General features: G+C 68.6%; 23 protein-coding genes. 10 read left to right on the top strand and 13 right to left on the bottom strand.

From position 1 onward, the window contains the following. Positions 1–47: 47 nt before the first annotated feature. Positions 48–2,078, bottom strand: a complete 2,031-nt coding sequence (locus tag ACFWPK_RS30535; protein WP_378921665.1) for an MDR family MFS transporter — start codon at positions 2,076–2,078, stop codon at positions 48–50. Between the two features lie 68 nt (positions 2,079–2,146). Further along, a complete protein-coding gene (locus ACFWPK_RS30530; protein ID WP_378921663.1) occupies positions 2,147–2,779 on the bottom strand; it encodes a TetR/AcrR family transcriptional regulator in 633 nt (210 codons plus the stop codon). Between the two features lie 107 nt (positions 2,780–2,886). On the opposite strand from ACFWPK_RS30530, the gene ACFWPK_RS30525 reads away from it, so the two are divergent. From ACFWPK_RS30525 to ACFWPK_RS30515, 3 genes are all read left to right on the top strand, one after another. Beyond that, a complete protein-coding gene (locus ACFWPK_RS30525) occupies positions 2,887–3,144 on the top strand; it encodes a hypothetical protein (RefSeq protein WP_378921661.1) in 258 nt (85 codons plus the stop codon). Positions 3,145–3,223: 79 nt separating this feature from the next. Then, entirely contained in the window at positions 3,224–4,144 is a 921-nt protein-coding gene (locus tag ACFWPK_RS30520; RefSeq protein WP_378921659.1) for an RNA polymerase sigma factor RpoD/SigA, read from the top strand. Positions 4,145–4,182: 38 nt separating this feature from the next. After that, the gene (locus ACFWPK_RS30515) at positions 4,183–5,058 is read left to right on the top strand and encodes an oxidoreductase (RefSeq protein WP_378921658.1); all 876 of its coding nucleotides are present in this window, start codon (positions 4,183–4,185) and stop codon (positions 5,056–5,058) included. Between the two features lie 4 nt (positions 5,059–5,062). On the opposite strand, the gene ACFWPK_RS30510 is transcribed toward ACFWPK_RS30515, so the two are convergent. Further along, the gene (locus ACFWPK_RS30510; RefSeq protein ID WP_378921656.1) at positions 5,063–5,995 is read right to left on the bottom strand and encodes an NADP-dependent oxidoreductase; all 933 of its coding nucleotides are present in this window, start codon (positions 5,993–5,995) and stop codon (positions 5,063–5,065) included. Positions 5,996–6,116: 121 nt separating this feature from the next. On the opposite strand from ACFWPK_RS30510, the gene ACFWPK_RS30505 reads away from it, so the two are divergent. The 3 genes from ACFWPK_RS30505 to ACFWPK_RS30495 all read left to right on the top strand — a co-directional run bounded on the left by ACFWPK_RS30505 (position 6,117) and on the right by ACFWPK_RS30495 (position 7,962). After that, positions 6,117–7,082: a GlxA family transcriptional regulator gene (locus ACFWPK_RS30505; RefSeq protein WP_378921653.1), complete on the top strand. Its 966-nt coding sequence runs from the start codon at positions 6,117–6,119 to the stop codon at positions 7,080–7,082. 59 nt (positions 7,083–7,141) lie between these two features. After that, on the top strand, positions 7,142–7,570 hold the full coding sequence (locus ACFWPK_RS30500) for a transcriptional regulator (RefSeq protein WP_378921651.1): 429 nt from the start codon (positions 7,142–7,144) through the stop codon (positions 7,568–7,570). A gap of 83 nt (positions 7,571–7,653) precedes the next feature. Further along, on the top strand, positions 7,654–7,962 hold the full coding sequence (locus ACFWPK_RS30495; RefSeq protein ID WP_378921713.1) for a DUF3817 domain-containing protein: 309 nt from the start codon (positions 7,654–7,656) through the stop codon (positions 7,960–7,962). 66 nt (positions 7,963–8,028) lie between these two features. On the opposite strand, the gene rdgB is transcribed toward ACFWPK_RS30495, so the two are convergent. The 10 genes from rdgB to clpS form a co-directional block, all read right to left on the bottom strand. Next, positions 8,029–8,634: an RdgB/HAM1 family non-canonical purine NTP pyrophosphatase gene (gene rdgB, locus ACFWPK_RS30490; protein ID WP_378921649.1), complete on the bottom strand. Its 606-nt coding sequence runs from the start codon at positions 8,632–8,634 to the stop codon at positions 8,029–8,031. Between the two features lie 2 nt (positions 8,635–8,636). Then, positions 8,637–9,401, bottom strand: a complete 765-nt coding sequence (gene rph, locus ACFWPK_RS30485; RefSeq protein ID WP_378638916.1) for a ribonuclease PH — start codon at positions 9,399–9,401, stop codon at positions 8,637–8,639. 66 nt (positions 9,402–9,467) lie between these two features. Then, on the bottom strand, positions 9,468–10,232 hold the full coding sequence (locus tag ACFWPK_RS30480) for a cyclic nucleotide-degrading phosphodiesterase (protein ID WP_378921647.1): 765 nt from the start codon (positions 10,230–10,232) through the stop codon (positions 9,468–9,470). A 69-nt stretch (positions 10,233–10,301) separates the two neighbouring features. Next, the gene (locus ACFWPK_RS30475; RefSeq protein WP_378921645.1) at positions 10,302–10,988 is read right to left on the bottom strand and encodes a rhomboid family intramembrane serine protease; all 687 of its coding nucleotides are present in this window, start codon (positions 10,986–10,988) and stop codon (positions 10,302–10,304) included. A gap of 71 nt (positions 10,989–11,059) precedes the next feature. Further along, entirely contained in the window at positions 11,060–12,022 is a 963-nt protein-coding gene (locus ACFWPK_RS30470; protein WP_378921643.1) for a PLP-dependent cysteine synthase family protein, read from the bottom strand. A 4-nt stretch (positions 12,023–12,026) separates the two neighbouring features. Then, complete coding sequence (locus ACFWPK_RS30465; protein WP_378921641.1) at positions 12,027–12,302, bottom strand: MoaD/ThiS family protein; 276 nt, start codon at positions 12,300–12,302, stop codon at positions 12,027–12,029. 39 nt (positions 12,303–12,341) lie between these two features. Beyond that, positions 12,342–12,755, bottom strand: a complete 414-nt coding sequence (locus tag ACFWPK_RS30460; protein ID WP_378921639.1) for a Mov34/MPN/PAD-1 family protein — start codon at positions 12,753–12,755, stop codon at positions 12,342–12,344. Between the two features lie 115 nt (positions 12,756–12,870). Next, entirely contained in the window at positions 12,871–13,932 is a 1,062-nt protein-coding gene (locus ACFWPK_RS30455; RefSeq protein ID WP_378921637.1) for a P1 family peptidase, read from the bottom strand. A 21-nt stretch (positions 13,933–13,953) separates the two neighbouring features. Next, positions 13,954–14,523, bottom strand: coding sequence for a DUF2017 domain-containing protein (locus ACFWPK_RS30450; RefSeq protein WP_378921635.1), 570 nt, complete (start codon positions 14,521–14,523; stop codon positions 13,954–13,956). Between the two features lie 21 nt (positions 14,524–14,544). Continuing rightward, entirely contained in the window at positions 14,545–14,892 is a 348-nt protein-coding gene (gene clpS, locus ACFWPK_RS30445; protein ID WP_378921633.1) for an ATP-dependent Clp protease adapter ClpS, read from the bottom strand. A 61-nt stretch (positions 14,893–14,953) separates the two neighbouring features. Between clpS and ACFWPK_RS30440 the strand changes: the two genes are divergently transcribed. The 4 genes from ACFWPK_RS30440 to ACFWPK_RS30425 all read left to right on the top strand — a co-directional run bounded on the left by ACFWPK_RS30440 (position 14,954) and on the right by ACFWPK_RS30425 (position 19,544). After that, positions 14,954–16,267, top strand: coding sequence for a nicotinate phosphoribosyltransferase (locus ACFWPK_RS30440; protein WP_378921631.1), 1,314 nt, complete (start codon positions 14,954–14,956; stop codon positions 16,265–16,267). Between the two features lie 73 nt (positions 16,268–16,340). Next, complete coding sequence (locus ACFWPK_RS30435; protein ID WP_378921629.1) at positions 16,341–16,895, top strand: isochorismatase family protein; 555 nt, start codon at positions 16,341–16,343, stop codon at positions 16,893–16,895. 11 nt (positions 16,896–16,906) lie between these two features. Then, positions 16,907–17,443 (top strand): hypothetical protein, encoded by a 537-nt coding sequence (locus tag ACFWPK_RS30430; RefSeq protein WP_378921627.1) that lies wholly within the window; start codon positions 16,907–16,909, stop codon positions 17,441–17,443. A 55-nt stretch (positions 17,444–17,498) separates the two neighbouring features. After that, positions 17,499–19,544 carry an ATP-dependent DNA helicase gene (locus tag ACFWPK_RS30425; protein WP_378921625.1) on the top strand — a complete coding sequence of 682 codons (2,046 nt, stop codon included), beginning with the start codon at positions 17,499–17,501 and terminating at the stop codon, positions 19,542–19,544. The last annotated feature ends 31 nt before the right edge of the window (positions 19,545–19,575 follow it).

The following is a 19,575-nucleotide window of genomic DNA, read 5'->3' as shown; positions in this document are numbered from 1 at the left end:
CGAGTATTTGGCGGGCAAGGTTTGTCCAGCGGAGTGGACAGCCGAATTCAGACCTTCGATACCTCGCTGCTATCAGCGCCCTGATCGAGCAGCTTCGCCGCGATCTTCGACAGCGCCTCGTCGAGCAGCGCGCGGTCCACCGGATCCTCGGAATTCCAGTCGTCGAGGCGGTCGCCGAGCCAGCGCCGCCAGCCCGCTCGCAGCTTGTCGACCTCGGCGCTACCGTCACCGGTCAGCGTGAGGGTGCCCGCGTCTTCGCGCAGCAGACCCGCGTCGGCGGCTTGGCGGAAGACCGGCGAAAGCACCTCCACCGGCAGCCGGTGCCGGTAGGCGATGGCGTACACCGTGGCCGGAGCGCCTTCCTTGGCGTAGAGGTACACCTGCCCCAGCGCCCACGCCGCGTCCGGGGTCAGGGTGCTGTCCGAGGCCGCGATGAGCTCGGGGATGAGCGGTTTCTCCGCTCTGGCCTTGCGCACCGTCGTGGCGACCGCACGTTCGAGCTGCACCACCCGGTCGTGCGAATCGGGCACCGAGAAGCCCTCGCCGACGTCGCCGGCACCGTGGCGGGCGCTGTCACGCAGCCGCACCTGCGGCAGGAACCAGGCGACGACGAAGCCGACCAGTGCCACCGGAACGACCCAGCGGAACACGTGGTCGATCGACTGCGCGTAGGCGTCGACGATGGGCGCCGCCTGCTCGTGGGGCAGCTCCCGCAGCAGCTTCGGATTCGCCGCCACCTCGGGCGAGACGCCCGGCGTCTGTCTCAACGCGTTCTCCAGCGCGGTCGTGCTCTGGTTGGTGTAGAGCGTGCCGAAGACCGCGGTGCCGAACGCGCTGCCGAGGGTGCGGAAGAAGGTGACGCCCGAGGTAGCGGTGCCGAGATCGGCGTAGGGCACGGTGTTCTGCACGACGATGGTGAGCACCTGCATCGACAAGCCGAGCCCGGCGCCGAGAATCAGCATGTACAGCGATTCCAGCCAGATGCTCGTGTCGTACCCCATCGTCGACATCAGGCCCAGACCCACCGCCATCACCGCCATGCCGACGATCGGGAAGTACCGGTACTGCCCGGTCTTTCCGACGACCTGACCGGAGAAGATCGACGTGATGAACAGCCCGACCACCAGCGGCAGCGTGCGCACACCGGAGATCGTCGCCGTCGCGCCGTCGACATACTGCAGGTAGGCGGGCAGGTAGGTCATCGAGCCGAGCATCGCGAAGCCGACGATGAAACTGAGCACCGACGACACCGTGAACACCCGGCTGCCGAACAACCGCATCGGCAGCATCGGCGCCTTCGCCCGGTTCTCCACCAGCACGAACCCGGTGATCAGCACCACGGCGAGCACGAACAAACCGATGATCTGCCAAGAGCCCCACGGATATTCGTTGCCCCCGAACTCGAGCCCGAGGATCAGCGCCGAGACCCCGAGCGCGATCAGGCCGATGCCGAGGTAGTCGATCACCGGCCGGGCGACCGCGCGCAGGTGCGGCAGCGTGCGCGCCGCCATCACCACCATGATGATCGCGATCGGCACATTCACGTAGAAGCACCAGCGCCAGCTGGCGTGGTCGGTGAACAGCCCGCCGAGGGTGGGCCCGACGACGGTGGTCACACCGAACACCGCGCCGAGCGCACCCTGATATTTGCCGCGTTCACGCAGCGGGATGGTGTCGGCGATCAGCGCCATCGAGGTGACCATCAACCCGCCCGCGCCGACGCCCTGGATCCCGCGCGCCACGATCAGCATCACCATGCCACCCGCGACACCGGCCAGTGCCGAGCCCGCGATGAAGATGATGCCGCTGATCTGGAACAGCAATTTGCGGCCGAACAGGTCACCGAGTTTGCCCGCGAGCACGGTCGCGACGGCCTCGGCGAGCAGATAGGCGGTCACCACCCAGGCCATGTGCCCGGCGCTACCGAGGTCGGCGACGATCGAGGGCAGCGCCGCCGACACGATGGTCTGGTCGAGTGCGGCCATGAGCATGCCGAGTACGACGGTCGCGAAGATGATGTTGATCTTCGCCTTGCTCATCGGCTCGACAGGCTTGTCTACAGCAACACCATCCGGCATTGCCCCAGTATGGGCTTTCGGGTCCAGCACCAGAGCCCAGTGACACGGCAGCAATCGCCACCGATCACTCAGCGCACGGCGTAGCTTCCCAGGCCCGGTTCGAGCGCGGCGAAGGCGATCTCGGCATCGCGGGTCAGCGCGGCGGCGATCTCGGTGGCGGATTCACCGTCGAGCGTGCGGCGCGTGATCTCGTCGAACAACACCCGCTGGACACCGGCGAGCTGGGCCGCGGCGACGCGCGGGGTGATATCGCCCGGGTCGGCGCCCGTCTCCGTGGCGAGCGCTTTCGCCAGCGCCGTCTGACGGTCGTCGTGGAACTCGCGCACGCGCGCCGTCAGCGCGGGGCTGTCGGCGATCATTCTCGCGAACGGCTCTCCGCTGAAGCCGATGACCTGGCTCTGCGCCGCTACCGCCGCCAGGTAGGCGTGGCGCAGCGCGGCCAGTGCCGATTGGCCCGGCGCGCGTTCGCGCACGATCGCGGCGAGCTGGTCGATGTAGATCTCCCCCAGGTCGAGGGCGAGGTCTTCCTTGCGCGGGAAGTAGTTGGTGACGGTCATCTTGGCGACGTCGGCCGCTGCCGCCACCTCGGCGATGGTCACCCGGTCGAATCCCCGCGCCAGGAACAGCTCGGTCGCCCGGTCCGAGATCTGCTCCCTGGTCTGCTGCTTCTTCCTCGCCCGTAGGCCCGGTTGCGTCGTCATGTCACCAGCGTATCTGAAATCGTCCTAAATTTGTTCTTGACATATTTTTAGGTTCGTTCTAAGTTTGTGCTCGTCGCCGCAAGCGACACGATCGAAGGAGACAGCGCATGCCGCACGGAACCGATATCGCCGCCGAGCCCCTCAGCACCCGTTCCACCCATGAAGGAGCAGCCGATATGGCCCGATACACGACATTCCGCGACGCACTCTCCGCGCCGGAACCGCTGACCCTGCCGACCCCGCGCCGGGCACGCACCGCCGCACAGTTCCCGTCCACGCGTCGAAGCGGCGCCGGGTCGGCCATCCGCGGTGCGCAGACCCGCTCGACCACCGTGCGCCGTCCGATCCGCATCCCCGGACGCTGAGCAACCCGACCGGTGGGGCGATCCACTCGCCCCACCGGTTACCGGCCCACCCTTTTCGTCGCACACCCCGGGAGTTCTCTTGACCGTCACCACCGACCCCATTCGCGACTACCTGACCGCCATCGGCCGCACTCCCCTGCTGACCGCCGAGCAGGAATACGCCCTCGGAGCACGCATCGCCGCGGGTGTCGCCGCCCGCGCCGAAGCGGCCGAGAATGATTCAGCCGGTGTCGAACTCACCGCAGCACGGCGAGAGCTGTTGCGCCGCACCGAACTCGACGGTCTGCGCGCGAAAGATCAGATGGTGCGCGCGAATCTGCGCCTGGTCGTCTCCATCGCGCGGCGGTTCCCGACCAACACCGGGATGTCGCTGCTCGATCTGATCCAGGAGGGCACGCTCGGGCTGATGCGCGCGGTGGAGAAGTTCGACCACGAGCGCGGACTCAAGCTCTCCACCTACGCGACGTACTGGATCCGGCAGTCGATCGGTCGCGCGCTCACCGATCAGGGGCGCACGATCCGGCTGCCCTCGAATGTGGCCGACGTGCTGCACCGGGTGATCCGGGTCCGGCGCGAGCTGGCCCATCAGCTGGGGCGCGCGGCCACGACGGAGGAACTGGCCGCGGGCGCCGAGCTCACCGTCGCGCAGGTCGAGGCGGTGCTGCGGCACGAAGCCGAGCCGGTATCGCTGCACGCGCCGGTCGGCGATGACACGGATCTGGGCTCGCTGCTCCCCGACACCACGCCCGCGCCGGCGGATGTGGTCGCGGATCGGATGCTCGGCGGCTACGTCGAGGCGGCCTTGGCCGCGCTCACCGAACGCGAATCCGCCGTCATCCGACTGCGTTTCGGCCTCGATCGCGGCGAAGGGCGCACGCTGGAGGAGGTGGGTTCGGTGCTCGGCTTCTCCCGCGAGCGGGCGCGCCAGATCGAGGCGAAAGCCATGGCCAAACTGCGCAAACCCGCCTGTGCCCGTACGCTGACCGGATTGCTGGGGTGACCCTTCCCTCCTATCTTACTCCAGAGTAAGATAGGCGCATGGCATGGAAACCAACTGACATCGCGGACCAGTCCGGGCGCACGTTCGTGATCACCGGGGCCAACGGCGGCCTCGGTGCCGAAACCACCAAGGTGCTGGCAGGTAAGGGCGCCACCGTGATCATGGCCTGCCGCAATGCGAGCAAGGCGCAGCCGATCGCCGACGCCATCCCCGGCGACGTGCGGGTGGCCGCGCTAGATCTGGCCGATCTGGCTTCCGTGCGCGAATTCGCCGCCCAGCAGGGCGAATTCGATGTGCTGATCAATAACGCGGGCTTGATGAACATCCCGTTCTCACGCACCGCCGACGGCTTCGAAACCCAGTTCGGCGTCAACCACCTCGGCCATTTCGCGCTCACGGGACTGCTGCTCGACCGCGTCCGCGACCGGGTGGTGTCGATCGCCAGCATCGCGCACAAGCAGACGCCGAAGCTGTGGATCGACGATCTCAACTACGAGAACCGTCGCTACCAGCGCAATCTCGCCTACGCCCAGGCCAAGCTCGCCAACCTGATGTTCGGCCGTGAACTGCAGCGCAGGCTCACCGAGGCCGGTTCGGCGAAGAAATCCTATGCCGTGCACCCCGGAGTCTCGGCGACGGATCTGTTCGCCCGCACCGAGACCCCGCTGGATCGGGTCAGCAAGCCGTTCATCAAGCTCATCGGCCATGCGCCCGCCAAGGCCGCGCACTCCACACTGTTCGGGGCGACCGAACCCGATGCCGATCCCACCACCTATTGGGGCCCCAATAGGTGGATGCAGTCCCAGGGGCCGGTCGAGGCGTGCCCGTCGAGCAAGATCTCGCGCGATCCGGAACTGCTGCGCAGGCTGTGGGAGGAATCCGAGCGGATGACCGGGATCAGCTACAAGTTTTGATAATTCACGCCACGACCGAGAGCACGATCTTGCCGCGGGTGCGCTGATTGTCGCTGATCTCGTGGGCCTTGCTCACGAGATCCAACGGCAGGACGGTCTCGACGTGGGGTCGCAGCGTCCCCGCTTCGACCAGGTCCGCGATGGCGCGCAGGCTCGCCCCGTCAGGCTCGACGATCATGAACCCGGCACGCACTCCGAGCGGGCGGGCGTGCTCGACCAAGGCCGCTTCCGCCGGGGAGGCCAGCGATACGACGATGCCGCCCGGGCGAAGGGCCCGCAGGGATCTGGGCCCGTATTCGCCGCCGATGGTGTCGACGACCACGTCGACATCGCGGGCTTCGTCTACGAAATCTGTTGTCGTGTAGTCGATGACCTCGTCCGCACCGAGTTCACGGACGAAGTCGTGATTGTCTGCGCGCGCCGTGGCGATGACGTACGCGCCGCGCGCCTTGGCGATCTGCACCGCGACGTGGCCGACCCCGCCAGCGCCGGCATGGATCAACACACGCTGACCCGGCTGCACGTCGGCGGTGTCGACGAGCGCCTGCCAGGCGGTGAGTGCGACGAGCGCCAGCGCGGCGGCCTCGGTGTGAGTGAGGTTGGCGGGCTTGCGCGCGAGGTGGCGCGCCGGCGAGGTGACGTACTCCGCGTAGGTGCCCGCGGCGTGCGGCAAACGAGGCATGCCGAACACCTCGTCACCGGGGGCGAACAGCGTCACACCGAGACCGACTGCCTCGACCACGCCGGACACATCCCAGCCGAGTGGGATGATCGCGCCGAACAGTCCACCGCTACTGCGGTGCCAGGAATCGGTCGGGTTCACGCTGGCAGCGTGTACGCGGATCAACACCTCCGCCGGTCCCGGAGTCGGCTTGTCGGCCTCGATCACGCGCAGGACCTCGGGCCCGCCGAAGGTGTCCTGACCGATTGCCCGCATGGCTCGTCTCCCTTTGTCTCGCACGCCGTTTCGAAGTGATTCGGCTGTGTGATGACGACGATGCCGGGTCGGCGCGACTGCGACGAGTGGCAAGAACGCCAATATGTGCAAGAATCTTGCCATGCATCGTGTGGTGGTTCTGGCACTGAACGGGGTCTATCCGTTCGAATTGGGGATACCGGCCCGAGTCTTCGGCTCGGCGACCGCTACCGACGGTGCCGCGCTGTACGACGTCCGCACCTGCAGTCTCGACGGCGCGCCGGTGTTGACCAATGCCGACTTCACCATCGCCGTCGAATACGACAGCAGCGCGCTCGACGAGGCCGACACCGTCGTGATTCCGCCGTTCTCCACGTGTGACGCGCCGGAATCCGAGTGGATGCCCGCCGGACTGGCTCGCGTACTGGGTCGGCTGAGGCCCGACACCCGCATCGTTTCGATCTGCACTGCGGCATTCGCGCTCGCCGCCGTCGGCCTGCTCGACGACCGACAAGCGACCACACATTGGAAGGCCGCCGACCGGTTCCGCAGCAGGTTCCCCCAGGTCAGAATGGATGCTGACGTACTGTTTGTCGACGAAGGACGCATCCTCACCGCGGCGGGCAGCGCCGCCGGGATCGACGCGTGCCTGCACCTGCTGCGCCGCGACCACGGCAGCGTGGTCGCCAATCACGTCGCCCGGCTGTGCATCGTGCCGCCCTGGCGCGAAGGCGGACAGGCCCAGTTCATCGACCGTCCCATCCCCGAACCCACCTCCGCGACCACTGCCGCCACCCGCGCCTGGGCGCTGACCCACCTCGACGGCCCGCTCCCGCTGGCCGAGCTGGCCGCCCACGCCCGCATGAGCGTGCGCACCTTCTGCCGCCGCTTCCGCGAGGAGACCGGCCTCCCACCCGGCCAATGGCTCACCCAGCAACGCGTCGACCGTGCCCGCCACCTCCTCGAAGCCACCGACCTCCCGATCGACCGCGTCGCCGCCGACGCGGGCCTCGGCACCGCGGCATCCCTGCGCCAGCACCTGGCCACCACCATCGGCGTCTCCCCCACCGCCTACCGCCAGACCTTCCACGCCAGGACCTCGCGGTGAGCGCCGAGCGCGGCGACCTGCTCCTACGCAGCCTGTAGTAGGCGGGTACCGTGGAGCGCGTGTCCGTTCCACCTCCCCGCCCGGCGTACAACCGTCCGGCCCTGATCGCGCTGGTCTGTGTCGTCGCGCTCGGCTGTCTGGCGCTGGCCTGGTGGCAGTGGGAGCGGTTCGAATCGGCGTCGGGGACCGGCCAGAATCTCGGCTACGCGATGCAGTGGCCGCTGTTCGCCGCGTTCGCGGTGTTCGCCTATGTGCGGTTCGTGCGACTGGAACGCGAGGCCGACGAGCCCGCCCCGCCGGGCACGGGCAAAGCCGAGGCGCCGCGCGAGATCCCCGCGGGCATCCTGCCGGAACGGCCCAAAGCCGCACCGTCCGACGACCCGGAAACAGCCGCCTACAACCAGTACCTGGCGCAACTGCACGCCAGCGACATCGATGCGCAGGTCCGCACCGCCGGCTTGCACACCCCCGAGAGGAACGCCGGGTGACCGACAACAACACCACCGCACCGTCGCTGGACAAAGACACCGCCGCCCCCGCGGACAGCGCCCCTGCCGCGGGCAGCGCCCCCATCGCCAAGATCGCCTCCGCCCTGCAGCGCTACCGCGTGCTCGCCTGGGTCACCGGCCTGTGGCTGCTGCTGCTCACCATCGAGATGATCGCCAAGTACGGCTTCGGCGTCGACACCCCCAGCTGGATCGCGGTCGTGCACGGCTGGGTGTACTTCGCCTACCTGCTGGTCACCGCCGACCTCGCCGTGAAGGTCCGCTGGCCCATCGGCCGCACTGTCGGCACGCTCATCGCAGGCACCATCCCCCTGCTCTCCTTCTTCGTCGAACACCGCAACGCCAAAGACGTCAAGCAGCAATACAGCCTCTGACCTCGACGAAAAGCGCCGCCGCCCCGGTAATCCGGAGCGGCGGCGCTGTCGTTGTACGCCTCTACCTCAGGCCAGGGCGGCCAGGGCGGGGATGAGCTGGGTGAGGGCGCGGCCCCGGTGGGAGATCGCGTCCTTCTCGGCGGGGGTGAGTTCGGCGGCGCTGCCGGTGCCACCCTCGGGGAGGAACAGCGGGTCGTAGCCGAAACCACCGTCACCGTGAGGTTCGCGGGCAATGGTGCCCGGCCATTCGCCGCGCACCACCGTGGTGGTGCCGTCGGGCAGGACCAGCGCGCAGGTGGAGACGAAGCGGGCGCCGCGGCGGTCGTCGGGGACGTCGCCGAGCTGGGCGAGCAGCAGGGTGTTGTTCGCCGCGTCGTCGCCGTGGCCGCCTGCCCAACGGGCCGACAGCACCCCGGGCATCCCGTTCAGCGCGTCCACTTCGATGCCGGAATCATCCGCCACGCACGGCAATCCGGTCGCGACGGCACCGTCACGCGCCTTCGCGATCGCGTTCTCCTCGAAGGTGGCGCCGGTTTCGGGTGCCTCCGCGTAGGGCGGCGCCTCGTTCAGGCTCACCAATTCGACTCCGGCGACACCGGCTTCATCGAGAATCCGGCGAAGCTCCTTCAGCTTCTTGGCATTTCGGCTGGCGACCAGCACACGCGCGGCCACGACTACTTCTTCGCGGACGGCTCGGGCAGGGTGCCCGGGTACGGCAGCGCCAGTGCCGCTTTCTGGATCGCGAACAGCTGCTCGGCGCCGGCGAAGGCCGAGTCCAGCATCTTGTCCAGGGTCGACCGAGGGAACGTCGCGCCCTCGCCGGTGCCCTGGATCTCGACCAGAGTTCCGGTGTCGGTGGCGACCACGTTCATGTCGACCTCGGCGCGCGAGTCTTCCTCGTAGGGCAGGTCGAGGCGAACGCGCCCATCGACCACGCCCACGCTGACCGCGGCGATCATGCACGAAATCGGCTGCGGGTCAGCCAGTTTGCCCGCGGCGGCCAGATAGGTCACCGCATCCGAGAGCGCCACGTACGCGCCGGTGATCGCGGCGGTGCGGGTGCCGCCGTCGGCCTGCAGCACATCGCAGTCGAGCGCGATCGTGTTCTCGCCGAGCGCGGCCAGGTCGATGCAGGCCCGCAGCGACCGCCCGATCAGCCTGCTGATCTCCTGCGTCCGCCCACCGACCTTGCCCTTCACCGACTCCCGCCCGCTGCGGGTGTGCGTGGCGGCGGGCAGCATCGCGTACTCCGCGGTGAGCCAGCCCAGGCCCGAATCCCGGCGCCACGGCGGCACCCCCTCGGTGACGCTCGCGGTACACATCACCCGCGTCTGCCCGAATTCCACCAGCACCGACCCCGCCGGGTGCGTGGTGAAACCCCGAGTGATCTTCACGTCGCGGAGTTCGTCATCCGCCCTACCATCAGCTCGTCTAGACACAGCGGACAGCTTAGTTGGAGCGTCGGCGCGCGCGAGTTCGCGGCCCCGCCGGTCGGGGTTCGGGGACTACAGGTCGAAGGTCTCCCCCGGCGACACCGCGTGCACCGGTCCCGAGAAGGCCGCCTTGGCCTCCGCGATGACGTCTTCGCGCGCGGTCCACGGCGGGATGTGGGTCAGCAACAGCTCCTTGGCCCCGGCACGAGTGGCGATCTCGCCCGCCTCGGTGCCCGAAAGATGAATCCCCGCAGGACGATTGGCCGGATCGTGGGTCCACGACGCCTCAGCCATGAGCACGTCGGCACCCTGCGATAACTCGACAACGGCATCGCACATGGCGGTGTCGCCGGTGTAGACGAAGACCCGGCCGTCGGCCGCGGTGATCCGCAGCCCGTAGGACTCCGGCGGGTGGAACATCCGCCGAGCTTCCACCGTATGACCGGGCCCGAACGGGATCGGCGTGTTCTCGACCCAAGTCTGCGAGTCGATCACATCGGACCAATCGTCGGTCTCGCCCCCGATCTCCGCGGACGCGTTTCCGATCCGCAGCGGCGCGTCGGACGGCCCGCGCACCAGCGCCTTGCCGGTCGGCGGATTCGGGTGGTAGCGACGCCACACCAGCAGTGCGGGCAGATCCAGGCAGTGATCCGCGTGCAGGTGGGTGAGGAAGATATCGACATCGGCCGGGTTCATGTGCTTCTGCAGCGCGCCGAAGATCCCGGGACCGAAGTCGATGACAATCGGCCGCATATCAGCGCCCGTCAGCAGGTAGCCCGACGCTGGAGAGTCCGGGCCGGACACACTGCCCGAGCACCCGAGGACGGTAAGGCGCATGCCCCCATGCTGCCACGACGTGCTGGTACTCACTGCAGGATCCCCCCAATTTCCAGACCGGATCCCCGGCTACCGCGTTGGTACTGCGCGGCCGACCGATGCTCCACGGCGGCGTCGACGTTCATCTGACGAGAGTACCCAGCCCGCGAGCACTCCACCCACCGCCCCGAAAAGATGCCCCTGCCAAGAAATTCGAGGGTCGCTCGGCAGCACGCCCCACAGCATCGAGCCGTAGAACACGAGGATCACCAGCCCCACCACGATCTGCCCCACATTGCGCGCGAACCACCCACGGCAGATCAGATACGTCAGCCAGCCGAACACGATCGACGACGCTCCGACGTGCACGCTCCCCGCCGACCCGGTGAGCCAGGTGCCGACGCCGGCGATCACCCAGATGATGGCTGTCGCGGCGATCCCCCGCCCGAGCCCGGAGAGCAACACGAGAAACCCGAGCACCAGCAACGGCAGCGTGTTGGCGAACAGATGTTCCCACCCGCCGTGCAGCAACGGCGCCCACAGAATGCCGTCGAGCCCCGCTACCTCACGCGGCTCGATGCCTGCCGCGTCCAGTTCGCCGGGCGCCCCGGGCGGCCGGTCGTGGGAGAGCACCATATCGACGCCCTCGATCACGTACAGGGCTCCTACGAAGCCCAGAATCGCCACCGCCGCCCGAACCCACGACCCGCCGCGCGAGGCACCGGTTCCCGGACTCGCGTTACCGAACGAGGCACCCACCCCACCGCTCACCGACATCGCCTCCACTCCGGCAAGGGACCGTCGAACAGCCCGTTGATCCGAGCGTACCGAAGCCGGGTGACATCGGGTCAGGCCCAGAGTTGCCCGTCCAGCTTCTCCTCGGCTTCGTCCAGCGTGCCGTCGTATGCCCCGGTGGACAAGTATTTCCAGCCACCATCGGCGACCACGAACGCGATATCGGCCCGCTTGCCCGCCTTCTGCGCCTTCTTGGCGACACCGAGCGCGGCGTGCAGGATCGCCCCGGTGGAAATCCCGGCGAAGATTCCCTCCTCGCCGACCAGCTCGCGCGTCCGCTTCACCGCGTCGTAGGGCCCGACCGAGAATCGGGTGGTGAGCACCTTCTCGTCGTAGAGCTCGGGAATGAACCCCTCGTCGATATTGCGCAGGCCATAGACCAGCTCGCCGTACCGGGGTTCAGCGGCCACGATCTCGATCCCCGGCACCTGTTCGCGCAGGTAGCGCCCGGTGCCCATCAGGGTCCCGGTAGTACCGAGCCCCGCGACGAAATGCGTGATCTCCGGCAGATCGGCCAGCAATTCCGGCCCGGTTCCCTCATAGTGCGCGAGCGCGTTGGCCGGATTGCCGTACTGGTACAGCATCACCCAATCCGGATTCTCCGCCGCGATCTGCTTGGCCTTCGCGACCGCCTGATTCGACCCACCGGCGGCGGGCGAGTCGATGATCTCGGCGCCGAACATCGTGAGCAGCTGACGCCGCTCCACCGAGGTGTTCTCCGGCATCACGCAAACGATCCGGTAACCCTTGAGCTTGGCCGCCATGGCGAGCGAAATCCCGGTATTGCCGCTGGTCGGCTCCAGAATCGTGCACCCGGGCGTGAGCCGCCCGTCCGCCTCGGCCTGTTCGATCATCCGCAGCGCGGGACGGTCCTTGATCGACCCGGTGGGATTGCGGTCCTCCAGCTTGGCCCACAGCCGCACATGATCGTCGCCGTCCCATTGCGGTGACAGTTTCTGCAATCCGACGAGCGGGGTGTTACCCAGCGTCGCGATCAGCGATTCGTAGCGGGCCACGGTGTCAGGCGCCGCCGGCCACGGCGGGCAGGATGGTCACCGACGCGCCCGCGGGCACCTCGGCTTCCAGCCCACCGGAGAAGCGCACGTCCTCGTCGTCGACGTAGATGTTGACGTAGCGGTTGAGCTTGCCCTCGGAGAGCAGCTTCTCGGCCAGCCCCGGGTGGTTCGCGTCGAGGTCGGCGATGAGCGCGGACAGGGTCGAGCCCTCGCCCTGCACTCGCTTCTCACCTCCGGTGATACCACGCATGATGGTCGGAATGGACACGGTTACCGGCATGAGGGACTCCTCGGGGGTGGTGGCTTTTCTCGGACGGGTTCAGTAGGAATCGACGATGCGCACCGGTTCTTCGGTGACCTCGCCGTCGACGATGCGGTAGCTGCGCAGTTCGTGGGACTGCGGATCGCGCGTGGAGACCAGCACGTAGTGCGCGTCCGGTTCGGCGGCGTAGGAGATGTCGGTGCGGCTCGGGTAGGCCTCGGTGGCGGTGTGCGAGTGGTAGATGACGACCGGCACTTCGTCGGCGTCGTCCATCGCGCGCCACACGCGCAGTTGTTCACCGGAATCGAACCGGTAGAAGGTGGGCGAACGTTCGGCGTTGACCATCGCGACGAAGCGTTCGGGACGGTCGCTGCCCTCGGGCCCGGCGATGATGCCGCAGGCCTCGTCCGGGTGGTCGGCGCGGGCGTGTGCCACCATCGCGTCAACGAGATCGGCCCTGATCACCAGCACTTGTCGACCCTTTCCACATCCTGCTCGAGCGTTGTCGAGCACCAACCCTCGACAACCACTCACCCTATTCGGGTATTCCGCCGGGTGCGCACTCCGGTCCCCGCACCACGCTTGATCAGCGCGGGAACAGATCGTGGTAGGCCGGGATCGCGGCGATGGAGGTCGCGGCGAGCACGGCGTCGACGACAGCGCGTTCGACCACCACCGCGGCGGCCGTGCACAGCTGGTCGAGCAGCAGCAGATCGCCGGGGAACGCGGCGGGCAGCGGAAGCGGTGCGACCTCGACCGCCCCGGTGGCGAGCGCGAACAGCGTGTCGCCGTCGAGTGGGGAGTGCACGGGCCGGATCGCGCGGGCGAGTCCGTCGTGCCCGGTGGCGGCCATGCGCCGGCAACCCGCCGGGTCGAGGGCGGCGTCGGTGGCGATCACACCGATCGTGGTGTTGAAGACGGTGCCCTTCACCGGTATGGCAGTCAGCGCGGCGATTTCCGCCGGCGTCCCCGGCCGCAGCCCGAAGAAGTCGGGCCCGTCGGTGCCGACACCCCACGGCAATCCGGTACGCGGATCGACGACCGACCCGACGGGATTGGCCACGATCACCGCGCCGACGGTGACACCCGCGCCGGGACCGTCCGCGAGAACCACACTCGCCGAACCGATTCCGCCCTTGAGCGCACCCGCCCGCGCACCCACACCGGCGCCCGCCGTGCCCCTGGCGAACTCGGTCGACGCCGCCGCGGCCGCGCGATAGCCGAAGTCCGCGTCGGGCCGGATGCCCCAGTCGCCGACCGGGAGATCGAAGATCACCGCACCCGGCACGATCGGCACCACGCGGCTCGGGTCGGTGGGGTCCATCGCAATGCCCTCGCCGTGTTCCTCCGACCAGCGCATGACTCCGTCGGCGGCGGCAAGGCCGTACGCGCTACCGCCGGTGAGGAGCACGGCGTCGAGCTGGCGGACGGTGTTGGCCGGGTCGAGCAGGTCGGTTTCCCTGGTGCCAGGGCCGCCGCCGCGCACGTCGACCGCGGCGGTCGCGCCGCCGGGGACCCGCACCACGGTGCAGCCCGTCGCGGCGCCGGTACCGAGCGTGACTTCGGCGTCGAGCGCCTGGTGGTGGCCTACCAGCACACCGGCGACATCAGTAATCGAGTTGCGTGCCCCGGGGCCGCTGCGCATCATCTCGTCCTTCGTGTGATCCGGTCAGGGCGCGAGCGCTTGCAACAGTGAATCCTGCATCCAGGTCAGCCAGTGGTAGACGTCCAGATGCGGAGCACGCGGATCTTCCGGATCGAAATGGTCGGGCGTGTCGTCGTCGATGTCGAGCAGCGTGCCCAGCGCGAGACGAACGTCGGTGAGCGCGGCCAGCCACGCGTCGGCCTGCTCGGGCGAGAGCACGATCTTGCCGCCCACTTCCGGGCAACTGTCGAGCACAGCCTGCCCAGCGGCCAGTTTCGCGTCGATGATCTCCGGCTCGTGCAGGCTGCGCAGCGCACTGTTGAGATCGGCGCGCTTGGCATCGGGGGAACCGGGTTCGGCGCGGTGGAAATCGGGCAGCAGGCGCAGCAGTTGTGGATCGTCGGGCGGGGTGGTGTTGCCCGTCCGCAAGCCGGTGAGCGCGGCGAGTTCGTCTTCGGGGGCGTCGGCGGCGCGGTCACTGAGCAGCCCGGACACCGCGCCGATCAGGGAGCGAAGGACAGTGGCCTCGTGCTCGTCCATTTCGGATCGAAGCTTCAGGCCACTCAGTGAGTTCTTCCTGCTCCACTTACGCACAGGCTCAGGTTAGTCGAGTCGTCAGTCGCGCTGCATGGTTGCCCAGAGCCCCGCGGCGTGCAATCGGCGCACGTCCTGCTCCATCTTGTCGCGCGAACCAGAGGACACCACCGCTTTGCCCTCGTTGTGCACCTGCATCATCAACTCGGTCGCCTTGGCTTTGCTGTAGCCGAACAGCTTCTGGAAGATGTAGGTGACGTAGTGCATCAGGTTCACCGGATCGTCCCAGACGACGGTGACCCAGGGCCTGTCCTCGGCCTCCAGGATCTCGGTGTATTCGGTGGTCTCCGGCGTCGCCTGCGGTGCCGACAGTGCGGCGTTCACAGCGTCGGTGACGGCGCCGGCCCGAACGGAATTGCACACGGCCATGAAAACCAGGGTACGACGCAGCCCGCAGGAAACAACACCCGCGGTGACTAGAGTTTCTGGTGTGCAGATCCGTGACGAGTTCGCCAGCACCGCGCTGCTGACCGACCAGTACGAACTGACCATGCTGGCCGCGGCGCTGGCCGACGGTTCGGCCGTCCGACAGTGCACCTTCGAGGTGTTCGCCCGGCGATTGCCGAACGGTCGCCGCTACGGCGTCGTCGCGGGCACCAGCCGCCTGCTCGACGCGCTGGCCCGTTTCCGTTTCGGCCCCGACGAGCTGGCCGTGGTCGCGAAGTTCCTCGACCCGGCCACCGTCGAATGGTTGCGCGAATATCGCTTCGGCGGCGATATCGACGGTTATGCCGAAGGCGAGCTGTATTTCCCCGGCTCGCCGATCCTGACCGTGCGCGGCAGTTTCGCCGAATGCGTGCTCCTCGAGACCCTCGCGCTGTCGATCTTCAATCACGACAGCGCGATCGCCTCGTCGGCCGCGCGCATGGTGAGCGCGGCGGCCGGTCGGCGGATGATCGAAATGGGGTCGCGGCGTGCACACGAACTCGCCGCGCCGTCGAGCTCGCGCGCCGCCTATCTGGCCGGCTTCGACGCCACCTCCAACCTCGAGGCCGTGCGCGGCTTCGGCGTGCCCGGCGCGGGTACCAGCGCCCACGCGTTCACCCTGCTGCACAGCGGCGCCGACGGCGAACACGAGGCAGCGGCGTTCCGCAGCCAGATCGACGCGCTCGGCATCGGCACCACGCTGCTGGTCGACACCTTCGACATCACCAGGGGCGTCGCCACCGCCATCGAGGTGGCGGGTCCCGAACTGGGCGGTGTGCGCATCGACTCCGGCGACCTCGGCGTGCTGGCCAGGCAGGTCCGCGACCAGCTCGACGAGCTCGGCGCCACCGGCACCCGCATCGTGGTCTCCGGCGATCTGGACGAATACGCCATCGCGGCACTGCGTGCCGAACCGGTCGACGTGTACGGCGTCGGCACGGCGGTGGTCACCGGTTCGGGTGCCCCGACCGCGGGCATGGTCTACAAGCTGGTCGAGGTCGACGGCATCCCGGTCGCCAAACGGTCGAGCCACAAACAGTCGCGCGGCGGGACAAAGAAGGCGGTGCGATTGGCCCGCGCCACCGGCACGATCGTCGAGGAGATCGTCTACCCCGAAGGCGGAGAAGCACCGGGTACCAACGGTTTTCAGGTGCGGGAGCTGCAGGTTCCGCTGGTTCGCGGCGGCAAGGTGGTCGACGATGTCGCGACGCTGGCGCAGAGTCGCGACCTGGTCGCGCGCGGCCTGGTCAGCCTGCCGTGGGAAGGGCTGAAACTCTCCGCGGGCGAGCCCGCCGTGCCGACGACGTTCCTCGGCTGAGTACCGCGTAGCCGGGTGGCCGCTCGGCGTTTCGCGGCGGAGAATGGTCGGGTCGAACGAGGTGGAGGATGACATGGCACGCGGCCTGATAATCGTGGATGTACAGAACGACTTCTGCGAGGGCGGCTCCCTCGCGGTAGCGGGCGGCGCGGCGGTAGCCGCCGCGATCACCGATTTCGTCGCAGGTGAGCAGTACGACGCGGTGGTAGCCACCCGCGACTGGCACATCGATCCCGGCCCCCACTTCTCCACCGACCCCGACTACGTCGACTCGTGGCCACCCCACTGCCGAGTGGGCACCCCCGGCGCCGACTTCCACCCGGCTCTCGACACTTCGTCCATCCAGGCAACGTTCTCCAAGGGCGAATACACCGCCGCGTACTCCGGCTTCGAAGGCACGTCAGCGGACGGCACCACCCTCACGGATTGGCTCCGAGCCCACAACATCGACGCCGTGGACGTGGTCGGCATAGCCACCGACCACTGTGTCCGCGCCACCGCCCTGGACGCCGCCGAAGCCGGATTCGACACCACCGTCCTGCTCGACCTCACCGCAGGCGTCGCCCCCCACACGACCGAATCCGCCCTGGCCACCCTCCGCGATGCGGGCGTCCGCCTGCGCCCCTGAATACTTGCCACATGGACTATCGATTCCCGGCGCACACCCGATCCGCCCTGACGAAGGCACTCGCCGAGACCGACAGCATCCACGACGCCGCCGACACCGTCTTCTGGTCGAACCCGGCCACCGACGATCTCCAGCGCCTCGGCATCGGCGCGTTCGGCAAGCTCCCCCCAGCCTTCTCGCACCTGCTGGCACTGTCGAGCCTGCACACCAGCGTCCTCGACGCTGGTTTCTCGAGCTACCTGAAAGCCCGCCGCAGCGAACTCCCCTGGGCAACAAGGGGTTTGCGGGCAGCAGGCATGCCCCAACTGGCCGCCGCGGCCATCATCGCCGCCCGCGACGCCTCCATCAGCTCCCCCAACGACGACCTCGACCGCTTCTGGGAAGACGAACACCACACCCTCGCCAACCCCGACCAGATCCGCCGACCCACCGGCGACCGCGCCGAAGACCCCGACGAGATCTACGACATCAACGAACCCCAGGACTTCGAACAGCGAGTCCTCGACTACGTCCGCGACCACATCGACGACTTCGTCCGCGAGTCCTGACCGGGCTCGCCGCAGCTCGGGCGAACGTGTCCGAGGGTGCGGATAAGCTGCCAGCGTGCCCGAACTTCCTGCCGTCGCCGACCTGCTCGTCACCGCCGTGCATGCCCTCGGCGGCAAGGAACGCACCGGGCAGACCACCATGGCCACCGCGGTCGACCACGCGATCGACACCAAGGAACACCTCGCGGTCCAGGCGGGCACCGGCACCGGAAAGTCGCTGGCCTACCTCATCCCGAGCCTGCGCCACGCGGTGCGCACCGGCCGCACCGTGGTGGTCTCCACCGCCACGATCGCACTGCAACGCCAGCTCGTCGACCGCGACCTCCCGCGTCTGGCGGAGGCGCTCACCAAACCACTCGGCCGGGTGCCCAAGTTCGCGATCCTCAAGGGCCGCAACAACTATCTCTGCCTGAACAAGATCAACAGCGTCATCCCGGAGGACACCGGCGGCGAGGCTGAACTGTTCGACGCCTTCGCCATCTCCCGCCTCGGCCGCGAAGTCCAGCGCCTCAACGAATGGGCCTCCGACACCGAAACCGGCGACCGCGACGAACTCGCCCCCGGCGTCACCGACCGCGCCTGGCGCCAGGTGAGCGTCGGCTCGCGCGAATGCCTCGGCAAGTCGCGCTGCCAGTTCGGCCAGGACTGCTTCGCCGAGAAGGCGCGCGCGGAATCGGCCCAGTCCGACGTGGTGGTCACCAACCACGCGCTGCTGGCCATCGACGCCATCAGCGGCATCCAGATCCTGCCCGAACACGACGTGGTGGTGATCGACGAAGCGCACGAACTGGTCGACCGCGTCACCGGCGTCGCCACCGCCGAATTGGCCGCGACCGCGATCAGCGCCGCTGCCCGCCGCTGCACCAAACTGATCGACGAACGCGAGGTCGACCGGCTCGAAGGCGCCGCGGAAGCCTTCCACCAGGCGCTCGAAGACCTGCCGCCGGGCCGCTGGGACCAGCTGCCCGACGGCATCGCGCCCGTGCTCGCCCTGGTCCGCGACGCGGCCTGGAACGCACGTACCGCCATCGCGCCGACCGGCAGCGTCAAAACCCAGGACGACCCGGACAACGCCGCCGCCCGCACCATGGCCGTGGCCGCCATCGACGACGTGCACGACGCCGCGGTCCGCGCGCTCACCGCCTTCGAGGAGGCCGACCCCGCCGCCCGCCGCGATGTCATCTGGTTGTCGGCCGACGAGATGCGCGGCGTCGCCCGCCGCACTTTGCGGATGGCACCGCTGTCGGTCGGCGGACTGCTGCGCAGCAGGCTGTTCGGCACCGCGACGGTGGTGCTCACCTCGGCCACCCTGCAGATCGGCGGCTCGTTCGACGGGCTCGCGATCACCTGGGGCCTGCCGTCGCAGTCGGGCGGCAAGGTGGATCCGGCCATGGCCAACGGCGCCACCGCACCCGCCGACCTGGAATCGGTGCGCTGGAACGCCCTCGACGTCGGTTCCCCCTTCGACCACGCCAAGTCCGGCATCCTCTACGTCGCCAAACACCTGCCCGCGCCGGGCCGCGACGGGCTCTCGCCCGCCTACCTCGACGAGATCGAACAGCTCATCACCGCCGCCGGTGGCCGCACGCTCGGCCTGTTCTCCTCGATGCGCGCCGCCAAGGCCGCCACCGAGGCGCTGCGCGAACGGCTCGACACCCCCGTGCTGTGCCAGGGTGACGATTCGATGGGCGCGCTGGTGCGCAAATTCGCCGACGACCCGGCCACCTCACTGTTCGGCACCCTCACCCTCTGGCAGGGCGTCGACGTGCCCGGCCCGTCGCTGAGTCTCGTTATCCTGGACCGCATTCCGTTCCCGCGGCCCGACGATCCGCTGCTCACCGCGCGTCAGCGGGCGGTGGAGTCGCGCGGCGGCAACGGCTTCATGACCGTGGCCGCCAATCACGCCGCGCTACTGCTGGCCCAGGGCACCGGCCGGTTGCTGCGCAGCGTCGACGACCGCGGCGTGGTCGCGATCCTGGATTCCCGTCTCGCCACCGCCCGCTACGGCAGCTACCTGCGCGCGTCGCTGCCGCCGTACTGGGAGACCAGCGATCCCGAAGTGGTCGCCAAGGCACTGCGTCGGCTCACCGACACCGCCTGAGCGACAGCGATATTTGCAAGTCGAGTCTTGC

Origin of the sequence: Nocardia sp. NPDC058519 (assembly GCF_042719755.1) — a bacterium.
GTDB lineage: Bacteria > Actinomycetota > Actinomycetes > Mycobacteriales > Mycobacteriaceae > Nocardia.
This window is presented reverse-complemented; position numbering and strand designations above follow the sequence as displayed.